This is a genomic window from uncultured Dialister sp., assembly GCF_900538805.1.
Taxonomy (GTDB): Bacteria; Bacillota; Negativicutes; order Veillonellales; family Dialisteraceae; genus Dialister.
In genome coordinates this window covers 1-10,846 of the sequence record NZ_UPZP01000083.1, presented here as the reverse complement: position 1 = coordinate 10,846, position 10,846 = coordinate 1, and the positions used below count along the sequence as shown (strand labels likewise).

Sequence of the window (10,846 nt, the reverse complement as noted above, 5' to 3'; positions counted from 1 at the left end):
CCAAGTGACCTGGAGTCCATTTGATTAGAAGAATTTTAATTTAGCAGAAAAATTTACACAAAGGACTTGACAGACCCCATTTATCTCATACGTTGTGAACAACATTTCGGAAATTAGCCACCTCCAGTGGCTTTTCCCCCTTTGGTGCCTACGGCACCACCTTTCCCCCGCTGTGCGGGGGCACAACAACCTGTGCTTAAATTAGAGTGACTTATGAGACTAAAGTTTATTGGAGCTTTATTGTCCCACCGAACTGCGGGGGGAAGGTGGTGGCACCAGCCACCAACGGGGGCGCTTTTCCCACGCGCCGTAGGCGCGGTTGTATGGTTTTCCCGCCCGCAGGGCGGTTGTATGGTTTTTACTAGCTCACTAGTCTACTAGCCCACCAGTTCACTAGCACACTAAAGCTGTTTTATCATACTGGCGCCTTCTATAACTTAAAAGGCGCCTACCACCACCCTCTGAACCTTGTGAACCTTTTGAACCCTTTGAACCCTCACGCCCGCAAGGGCGTGTCAAAAAAAGCAGCGGCGAGGCCGCTGCTTTTTTCAGTCTTTCAATGTTCCAACGATTTCATTGATGTCTTTTACGTTATTCTTATCGCACCATTCTTCCATTTCGTTCACGATGCGTTCCATGGCGGTAGGGTCAGCCAGGTTGGCGGTGCCTACCTGGACGGTATCCGCGCCGGCTATCATGAATTCGATGGCGTCTTCGCCGGTCATAATGCCGCCCAGTCCGCAGACGGGGATGTTGACGGCTTTGGCCACCTGCCATACCATGCGGAGGGCTACAGGTTTCACGGCGGGGCCGGAGAGGCCGCCGGTGATGTTGCCCAGGATGGGGCGGCGGGTGCGGGTGTCGATGGCAATGCCAAGGAGTGTATTGATGAGGGAGATGCTGTCGGCCCCTGCGTCTTCCACGGCTTTGGCGATGGAGACGATGTCGGTGACATTGGGGGACAGTTTGACGATCACCGGCAGGGTGGTGGCGTCTTTGACGGCTCTGGTAACGGCTGCTGCCTGCGCCGGGTCGGTGCCGAAGGCGGCGCCCCCTTCTTTGACGTTGGGGCAGGAGATGTTGACTTCCAGGGCGTCGATGCCATCTACCGTGAGCATCCTTGCACATTCGGCGTATTCTTCCACGCTTCTGCCCACCATGTTGGCGATGAAACGGGTAGGAAGTTTTCTGACTTCCGGCAGGTAGTGCTCTTTGAAATAGGGAGCTCCCGGGTTTTCAAGGCCGATGCAGTTCAGCATGCCCGAGGTGGTTTCGGCCACCCGGACGCCTTCGTTTCCTTTCCAGGGGGTCGGCGCCAGGCCTTTGCCGGAGAGGGCGCCGATTTTTTTCATGTCTATGTAGTCATTAAGTTCCAGGCCGTATCCTACGGTGCCGGAGGCGCCGATGACGGGGCTGGCCATGGGGATGCCCAGATAGTTTACCTTGAGGCTGCTCATAGGACCACCTCCTCTGCATTGAATACGGGGCCGTCGGCGCAGACTTTGTAGTGGCCTTTGCCGTCTTTTCTGTCGCATACGCAGCCAAGGCAGGTGCCGATGCCGCAGCCCATGCGGCGTTCCATGGAGACTTCACAGGGGACATTGGCATCCTTTGCCATTTGCGCGGCGGTTCTCATCATGATGCCGGGGCCGCAGACGCAGGCTTCGTCCACTTTTTCTTCCGCAAAAAGTTTGGGGAGCACGGAAACGGAGAAGCCTTTGATGCCGTAGGAGCCGTCGTCGGTGGTGACGATCATCTGCCGGACTTTCTTGGGGAAGAGGTCTTTCCAGAAGACTTCTTCCTTATTTCTGCCGCCGATGACCACGGTCATCTGGCCTTCTTTGGAAGCCCTTGCCATGAAGAGGATGGGGGCGATGCCTACGCCGCCGCCGATGCCGACGATGTGGTCTTTATCCATGTCAAAGGAGGTGCCCAGGGGTCCCAGGCAGTCCAGGGTGTCCCCCACTTTGAGGTGGGACATGGCGTCGGTGCCTTTGCCTACGATGCGGTAGATGATTTCCACAAGGCCCCTGCCGGCGTCGGTGCCGGCGATGGAAATGGGACGGCGCAGGATATAGCGGGGGTCATTGACTTTCACATGGACGAACTGGCCGGGCTTTGCTTCTTTGGCAATGCGGGGCAGTTCGATCTGCATGAGCCAGATGCCGGGGCCCACGTGATTGTGGACCCGGATGATTCCTTTTTCAACAAAACCTGACATTCTATTACTCCTTCACATAGTCCTGGATGGCTTCTACATGGTGTTCGGCGCCGCCGGTGGATGCCATGACGCGGAGCACTTCCTTGGCGGTGTCCAGGGAGGTAATGCAGGGGATGGCCAGTTCCACCGCAATGCGGCGCAGGTCATAGCCTTCCTGCTCGATCTGGCTGCCGTAGGAAATGGTATTCAGCACCATGTCCACTTTGCCGGATTTCAGATACTTTTCGCAGTTTTCGCCTTTTTCGTGAATCTTCTTGATGATTTCCACAGGGATGCCCAGGCTCTGGAAATAGGCTCCTGTGCCGGAGGTGCAGATGAGGTGGTAGCCCAGATCTACGAAGCCCTTGGCCAGTTCCGCGGTTTCCGGTTTATCCCGGTCGCTTACGGTGATGAGGACGTTGGCGCCGGCAGGAACCATGAGGTTCGCTGCCACCACCGCCTTGTAGAGGGCTTCCTGGTAGGTATGGCCGATACCCATGACTTCACCGGTGGATTTCATTTCCGGTCCCAGCTTGATTTCTACGAGGCCCAGCTTGGAGAAGGAGAATACCGGCGCTTTGATGGCCACATAGTTCTTCGGCGGAACCAGGCCCAGGGGCAGTCCCAGGGTATGGAGCGGTTCGCCCAGAGCCACTCTGGTGGCGTATTCCACCATGTTGATGCCGGTAATCTTGCTCATGAAGGGCACAGTGCGGCTGGCGCGGGGATTCACTTCGATGACGTAAACTTTGCCGCCTACCACGATGAACTGGATGTTCACGAGACCTTTGACATTCATGGCACAGGCAATGTCCTTCGTGTACTTAGTCAATGTATCAATGACGTCCTCTGACAGGTGCTGGGGCGGGTACACGGCAATGGAGTCGCCGGAGTGGACGCCGGAGCGTTCGATCTGTTCCATGATGCCCGGGATGCATACGTCCACTCCGTCGGAAATGGCGTCGATTTCCACTTCCCGGCCCACCATGTACTGGTCGATGAGGACCGGATGTTCATGGGATGCCACCACCGCTTCTTTCAGGTACTGGCGCAGTTCCGCCTGGTCGTAGACAATCTGCATGGCCCGGCCGCCCAATACGTAGCTGGGGCGTACGATGAGGGGGTATTCCAGTTCTTCCGTCTTCTGCATGGCTTCTTCCACGCTTTCCACCAGGCAGCCCTTCGGACGGGGGATGCCCAGCTGGCCGCAGAGGGTGTCGAACCGTTCCCTGTCTTCTGCCATGTCGATGGATTCATTGGAGGAGCCGATGATGCGGATGCCCCTCTTGGCCATGGGGGTGGCCAGGTTGATGGCGGTCTGGCCGCCAAACTGGCAGATCACCCCTTCGGGCTTTTCCTTTTCAATGACTTCCATCACGTCCTGTTCCGTGAGCGGTTCAAAGTACAGGGAGTCGGAGGTGTCGAAGTCGGTGGACACGGTTTCCGGGTTGTTGTTGATGACGATGGATTTCTTTCCTGCCTTTTTCAATGCCCAGGAAGCATGAACGGAGCAGTAGTCGAATTCGATGCCCTGGCCGATGCGGATGGGGCCGGAGCCGAAGACCACCACGGACCCTTTGCCCTGGGGCTTCACTTCGTCTTCTGCGCCGTAGGTGGAGTAGTAGTAAGGGGTGTGGGCTTCAAATTCGGCGGCGCAGGTATCTACCATTTTGAAATCGGGGTGGAAACTCATTTTCTTTTTGAAATTTTCCACGTCCTTCACGGTGACTTCTGCAAAGTGGGCGATGGCTTCATCGGGCATCTGGATGCGTTTAGCCGCTTTCAGGGTCTCTTCGGTGAGGCCTTCCTTCAGGAGGCGCCGTTCCATTTTAATAATATTCTGGATCTTATAGATGAAGAAGAGGTCGATCCGGGTAATGCGGTTGATTTCTTCCGGTTCAATGCCGCGGCGCAGGGCCTCAGCCACCACGAAGATTCTTTCGTTGTCGATACGTTTCAGGAGGCAGCGGATATCATAGAGAGACTGGCTGTCCAGTTTCTTCAGGTGCAGGTATCCCTCTCCCACTTCCAGGGACCGAAGGGCCTTCAGCAGCGCCCCTTCCAGGGTGCGGTCCAGGGCCATCACTTCGCCGGTGGCCTTCATCTGGGTGCCGATTTCACGGTCCGCCAGGGTGAATTTTTCAAAGGGCCAGCGGGGGAATTTGCATACCACGTAGTCGATGGACGGTTCGAAGCAGGCCTTCGTGTTGCCGGTAATGGCGTTGGTGATTTCGTCCAGGTGCATGCCCAGGGCAATCTTTGCTGCCACTTTGGCGATAGGATAGCCGGTGGCTTTCGATGCCAGGGCGGAGGAACGGCTGACACGGGGGTTTACTTCGATGACATAGTACTGGTTGGTCTTGGTGTCCAGGCCGTACTGCACGTTGCAGCCCCCTTCGATCTGGAGGTAGCGGATGATGTTGATGGATGCGGTGCGGAGCATCTGGTACTGGCCGTCGGTCAGGGTCTGGGTAGGAGCCACTACGATGGAGTCGCCGGTGTGGACGCCCACAGGGTCGATGTTTTCCATGGCGCAGACGATGATGCAGTTGTCCGCGCTGTCCCGCATGACTTCAAACTCCACTTCCTTCCAGCCCGCAATGGACCGTTCCACCAGGATCTGGTTGATGGGCGACAGCTTGATGCCGCGGTTGGCGATTTCTTCCATTTCATAGCGGTCATGGGCAATGCCGCCGCCGGTGCCGCCTAAGGTGTAGGCGGGACGGATGATGACGGGGTAGCCGATTTTATCCGCAAAGGCCACAGCCGGTTCCAGTTCTTCGAAAATGTCGGATTCCGGTACAGGCTGGTGGATTTCTTCCATGGCTTCCTTGAAGAGCTCCCGGTCCTCCGCATGTTTGATGGCATGGAGGGAAGAGCCCAGAAGTTTCACATGGTACTTTTCCAGCACTCCGGCGTCGGAGAGCTGCACCGCCATATTGAGGCCCACCTGACCACCCAGGGTGGCAAGGAGGGCGTCGGGCCGTTCTTTCTTAATCACTTCGGTGACGAAGGGCAGCGTAATCGGTTCGATGTACACCCGGTCCGCAATGTCCACGTCCGTCATAATGGTGGAAGGGTTGCTGTTTACCAGGACCACTTCCACCCCCTCTTCCCGAAGGGAGCGGCAGGCCTGGGTGCCGGCGTAGTCGAATTCCGCCGCCTGGCCGATGACGATGGGGCCGGAACCGATGACAAGAACTTTTTTGACATCCTTATTAATCATTTTTTAAATTCCTCCATGGCCTTGGTAAATTCAGCAAAGAGATAGAAATTATCCTTCGGTCCCGGAGATGCTTCCGGATGGTACTGCACTGCCTGGATGGGCAGGGTCTTGTGGCGGATGCCTTCGATGGTGCCGTCGTTCACGCTGCGATGGGTCACTTCAATGCATTCCGGCAGGCCTTCATCGGAAATGGCGTAGCCATGGTTCTGGCTGGTAATGTACACCCGGCCGGTGCGGAGATCCTTCACCGGATGGTTGGAGCCCCGGTGGCCGAAGGGCAGCTTGAAGGTGTGGCCGCCAAGGGCGGTGGCCAGCATCTGGATGCCCAGGCAGATGCCGAAAATAGGCCTTGTACCGATGAGCTTCTTCACCGTATCCACCACATAGGGCACGTCCTTCGGGTCCCCCGGTCCGGGAGAGAGGAAAATGCCGTCCGGATTTCCTGCCAGAAGTTCCTCGGCGCTGGTGTGGGCGGGGAATACGTGCACCGTGCAGTCATTGGCTGCCAGGCTGACAAGGATATTCTTCTTCAGGCCGCAGTCCAAGAGGGACACCTGGTATTTCCCATTTCCATAGGTATAGGGATAGGCCGTGGTGACCCGCTCCACCTGGTCACGATGGAGGGGCTTTGCCAATTCGGCCTGGATGAAATCTTCGCTTCTCTCGGCGCTCACGATGACAGCCTTCATAACGCCCTGGGTGCGGACCATGCGGGTCACCGCCCGGGTGTCCACATTGTACAGGCAGGGCACATGGTATCTTTCGATGAAATCGGTAATCTTTTCCTTACATTCCCAGTTGCTGGGATGGTCGGCGATCTGGTCCAGCACATAGCCTGCTGCGGCGGGTTTCCTGTTCTGCATGAACAGGTCGTTGGCGCCGTAGTTGCCGATGAGCGGATAGGTGAGAGTCAGAATCTGCCCTTCATAGGAGGGGTCCGTAAAGCATTCCTGGTATCCCGTCATGCCGGTATTGAAAACCAGTTCTCCCAGGCCTTCCACAGTCCCCAGGAGGTCCCCTTCAAAGCGGGCGCCGTTTTCCAAAATCAAGAGGCCTTTCATTTGAGCACCTTTCCTTCTTTCATAACGATTTCTCCATCCACCACCGTCAGCACAGCCTTGCCTTTGAGGGTGATGTTTTCATAGGGCGTAAAGAGGGACTTGGTGTACAGGTCCTCCCCGTGCACCGTCCATTCCTTATCCGGGTCAAATACGGTAATATCTGCGGCTGCCCCTTCTTCCAGGACGCCCCCTTCTACGCCAAGGAGTCTGGCGGGGTTCACGCTCATGAGCTCCACGATACGGTCCAGGGTAAAGCCCCTTTCATGGTAGAGCACGGTCAGCGTGGACGCCAGGGACGTTTCCAGCCCGGCAATGCCGTTGGGCGCGCAGTTGAAGGGCACATTCTTCTCTTCATTGCAGTGGGGCGCATGGTCCGTCATGATGGCATCGATGGTGCCGTCCTTCAGCCCTTCGATGAGAGCCTCCCGGTCCTCTTCCGTGCGGATAGGAGGAGCCATCTTGAAGGCGGTATCATAGTCCTTCAGCCATTCATCGGTGAAATAGAGGTGCTGCGCCGTCACTTCGGTGGAGCAGTTCACGCCCTTCTTCTTCGCTTCCCTGATAAGGTCCACCGCCTTTTTGCTGGACACATGGGCGATATGGATATGGCAGCCCGTCAGTTCAGAGAGGAGCAGGTCCCTTGCTACGGCAATATTTTCCCCTGCCGCCGGACGTCCGGTGACGCCCATGGCATAGGAAACCTTGCCTTCATTCATGAAACCGCCGCCGCACATGGTCATGTCTTCAGCGTGGTCAATGACCATCTTGTGGAGCATGTCCGCATACTCCATGGCCCGGCGCATGAAATTAGCACTTTCCACGTAGTGGCCGTCATCGGAGAAAGCCACGGCGCCGTCGGCTGCCATGTCCCCCATTTCAGAGAGCTGCTTTCCTTCCAGATTCTTGGAAATGGAACCAATAACGCTCACCTTTACCACGCCCACATCCTGGGCCCGCTTCAGCACATCCCGAAGCACCGCGGAATTATCGATCACCGGCTTCGTGTTGGCCATGGTGGCCACCCTTGTGATGCCGCCGGCAGCGGCAGCCTCGGTGCCGGTGTGGATATCTTCCTTCGCTTCCTGCCCCGGTTCGCGGAGGTGTACATGCATGTCGATGAGACCCGGTGTCACCACAAGACCCGTGGCATCAAACACTTCCACGTCACTTCCCATGACGGGGATTTCCTTTCCTATTTCCACAATTTTTCCATTTTCAACGAGGATATCTCCCACTTCATGCTGCTTTTTGGCGGGATTTACAATCGTTCCGTTTTTAATTAAGAGCATCAATGTCTTTACCCTCCGTCAGTGTCAAATATTCCAGAGCCATGCGTACAGCCACGCCGTTCCGCACTTCCTCCTGAATCCAGGATTTCTCATCATAGGCCACATCATAGCCGATTTCAATGCCCCTGTTCATGGGACCGGGGTGAATCACCGCCACATCCGGTTTGCACAGGGCAAGACGCTTCTTATTGATACCAAAGAGACGGGCATATTCCCGGGTGGTGGGGATAAAGCCGGCAGCCGCCCTTTCCAACTGGATGCGGAGAATATTGATGGCATCCGCCCCCTGGAGAGCCGTTTCCAAATCATCATCCACAATGCAGCCCATGGCCTCCAGTTCCTTGGGAACCAGCGTCCGCGGCCCCACCAGGTGCACCTCGGCGCCCAGCTTCGTAAAGCCCACGATATCGCTCCTGGCCACACGGGAATGAAGGATATCTCCGATGATGACATATTTCATCCCTTTAATATTCTTCCCCGCCTCCTTCAGCGTAAAGAGCTCAAGGAGCGCCTGGCTCGGATGGGCATGGGCCCCGTCGCCGGCATTCAGCACCACCGGCACCTTCACCTTCGGGCTCATCACTTTGGATGCAAAAAGAGCGGCACCCTCTGACGAATCACGAATAATCACTGCATCCACTCCCATTGCGGAAACGGTAAGCAATGTATCTCGCATGCTTTCACCTTTCGTCATCGAGCTGCCGCTCTTTGTAATGTTGATCACATCGGCTCCCAAATATTTACCGGCAAGCTCGAAAGAACTGCGTGTCCTGGTAGATGCTTCGGAAAACACTGTCACCATGGATTTCCCTTTGAGGAAATCTCTCTTCTTGTTGTCAGACAAAACAATCTTTTTCATCTGTGCTGCTACTTGAAGGATGCGTTCGATCTCCTCCGCTGAGAAATCAGCTAAGGCGAGAACGGAACGACCTTGTAGTGAAATCGCGCTCATGCCGGCCTCCTAATAAATAACATCAAAATAGTTATCTCTATAATCATATAGACATTGAATCGCTTTTTCAATAGGTGGAAAATTAAAATTTTATTATGGGCGGTCCTTTGGTGGCTGCAGCCACCAAAGGACCGCAGGTTCAGAGGGTTCACAAGGTTCAAAGGGTTCAGAGGGGAAGGTGGGCGGCCTTAAAATATAGAAGGCCGCCTCTTATAATAAAACCATACAACCGCCCTTGCGGGCGGGGAAAACAAGCCAACCGGGCTTCGTCCGTCGGAAATGCACCCCTATCCCCGCCTGCGGCGGTACTTCCCCCGAAGGGGGAAGTCTGCTCTCCGCTAAATTTCTTGCTTCATAAGCATCTCAAGGCATAGCGCCGCTAAAACCTCCCCCTCCGGGGGAGGTGCCGTAGGCAGAAGGGGTGCATTTCCTCGCACCAAAGGCGCGGTTGTATGGTTTTCCCCGCCCGCAGGGCGGTTTGCCTGTTTCCCCTCGGGCGACAGCCCGGTTGTAAAGGTTTTTCTAGCTCACTAGCCCACCAGCCCACTAGACCACTAAAGTTGTTTTATCCAAACTGGCGGCGCAGCCGCCCGCCATAACCCTCAGCGGCGAAGCCGCTGTCAAACTTTAGCCCCTTAAGAACCTTCGGCCCGAAGGGCCGTCAACCCTCACGCCCAAAAGCGTGTCCCTATCATGTTTTTCCAGGATAAATACTCATGCTGCCATTGGGTCCGACCTCTATATGGCCGGTTGTACCGGGATAAAACTTTGAAGTTCCATTCGGATAGTAATACCCTTCATTGATTTTTATCGTAGTTTGATATTGGCCCGTACTGTCCTTGCCATATTTGCCCGGATTTCTGACGTAGTCGCGCTGCAGCTTGTCAAAGGTGACTCCTTTATTAGCCGCCGCCGAATAATAGGACACCACGAAAAAGCCATTCGTATTGACCCGGGCATACCAGCCGTCCCCCTCGGGTGTCTGGATATTCAGCTTCTGCTCCAGCGCCTGCCCCTCCGGACTGTTTGAAGCAATATCCAGCGCACTGCCCGTTGGGTCTTCATGCAGTATATCCACCAGATTCTGGTACCGCCCATCCGCCAGCCTTTTAATGATATCGTCAGACGAAGAAACCACGGGGAGCGCCGCCTTATCCAAAAGATTTCCGGCATTATTAAAGACATTAGAAATAGAATTTCCTATGCCGCTTCCGCCGTAAGAATAAATCCCAAAGCCAATGCCCACCACCATGGCCAGCATCAGTGCATATTCAATGATATCCTGTCCTTTTTCTTTTCTCATGAGCACTCAACTCCTCGCCTAATAGAAAAAGAAACTGTTTTCCTGCCCCCATTATATCATAGGCAGGGCCGCTCTGCGGCCCGGGTCCAGAGGGGAAGGTGGACGGGGCCTGCGGCCCCGAGGGTTGTAGCCGCCTATCGGCGGCGGGTTGTGTAGAAGGGGGCGACGGCTCTTTGGGCCGAGGGTGGTGGATTGCCCTGCGACACGCCTGGGGCGCGAGGGTTCTTAAGATTGACCGGCCATTGGCCGGAAGGTTCTTAGGTTTGACGGGCCTTTGGCCCGAGGGTTGTGGTATCGCCCTGCGGGCGATGAGTATAAAGCCTGTGTTACGTGCTTGCCTTCCCGCCTCCCACCGTCATCCTGAGCGACAGCGAAGGATCTCGGTAAAAGCCGAATATGAGACAAATGCAATTAAATACCGGTCGGCGGGAAGGCTATTCTATGCTTTTTCTTTGGCTTCGTACGTTATGAATAACATTCCTGTGAATTAGCCGCCCACGGTCAGCCAGTTAAAAGGAAGGCCCTTTTATGGGCAGGCTAAGGGCCTTCCGATTGTCGGCTGACCGACCCCGAATGACGGTTGCCCGGCAGGTCCCTCCGATCCTCGATCCCGATCTCCGATCCCAGCCGCTGCCGCATGACATGCAAAAAGAAGCTGTGAAAAAATGATTGACACTTTTCACAGCTTCTTTTGAATTGCAAATTTAAACTCCGGCCTAGGGAAGCACTGATTAATTTGCAGAATCGAATTTCATATGTATTTTTATCCAATGCTACGTCATAAGTCTCCTTAAATAGCTCGCTATTCGCGTCGA

At 55.4% G+C, this 10,846-nt stretch carries 7 protein-coding genes; all 7 read right to left on the bottom strand.

Translation table 11 applies throughout. The features are described from left to right. Positions 1–548: 548 nt before the first annotated feature. Positions 549–1,457, bottom strand: coding sequence for a dihydroorotate dehydrogenase (locus QZQ29_RS07460; protein WP_296961894.1), 909 nt, complete (start codon positions 1,455–1,457; stop codon positions 549–551). Continuing rightward, positions 1,454–2,221 carry a dihydroorotate dehydrogenase electron transfer subunit gene (locus QZQ29_RS07455; RefSeq protein ID WP_296961891.1) on the bottom strand — a complete coding sequence of 256 codons (768 nt, stop codon included), beginning with the start codon at positions 2,219–2,221 and terminating at the stop codon, positions 1,454–1,456. The genes QZQ29_RS07460 and QZQ29_RS07455 overlap by 4 nt, the downstream gene beginning before the upstream one ends. A 4-nt stretch (positions 2,222–2,225) precedes the next feature. Beyond that, positions 2,226–5,423 carry a carbamoyl-phosphate synthase large subunit gene (carB, locus tag QZQ29_RS07450; RefSeq protein ID WP_296961896.1) on the bottom strand — a complete coding sequence of 1,066 codons (3,198 nt, stop codon included), beginning with the start codon at positions 5,421–5,423 and terminating at the stop codon, positions 2,226–2,228. After that, the gene (gene carA / locus QZQ29_RS07445; RefSeq protein WP_296961889.1) at positions 5,423–6,487 is read right to left on the bottom strand and encodes a glutamine-hydrolyzing carbamoyl-phosphate synthase small subunit; all 1,065 of its coding nucleotides are present in this window, start codon (positions 6,485–6,487) and stop codon (positions 5,423–5,425) included. The genes carB and carA overlap by 1 nt, the downstream gene beginning before the upstream one ends. Then, positions 6,484–7,779, bottom strand: coding sequence for a dihydroorotase (locus QZQ29_RS07440; protein ID WP_296961887.1), 1,296 nt, complete (start codon positions 7,777–7,779; stop codon positions 6,484–6,486). Before QZQ29_RS07440 ends, carA begins: the two co-directional genes overlap by 4 nt. Next, the gene (locus tag QZQ29_RS07435; protein ID WP_296961885.1) at positions 7,763–8,728 is read right to left on the bottom strand and encodes an aspartate carbamoyltransferase catalytic subunit; all 966 of its coding nucleotides are present in this window, start codon (positions 8,726–8,728) and stop codon (positions 7,763–7,765) included. The genes QZQ29_RS07440 and QZQ29_RS07435 overlap by 17 nt, the downstream gene beginning before the upstream one ends. Before the next feature lie 691 nt (positions 8,729–9,419). Continuing rightward, complete coding sequence (locus tag QZQ29_RS07430; RefSeq protein ID WP_296961883.1) at positions 9,420–10,031, bottom strand: hypothetical protein; 612 nt, start codon at positions 10,029–10,031, stop codon at positions 9,420–9,422. Positions 10,032–10,846 lie beyond the last annotated feature (815 nt).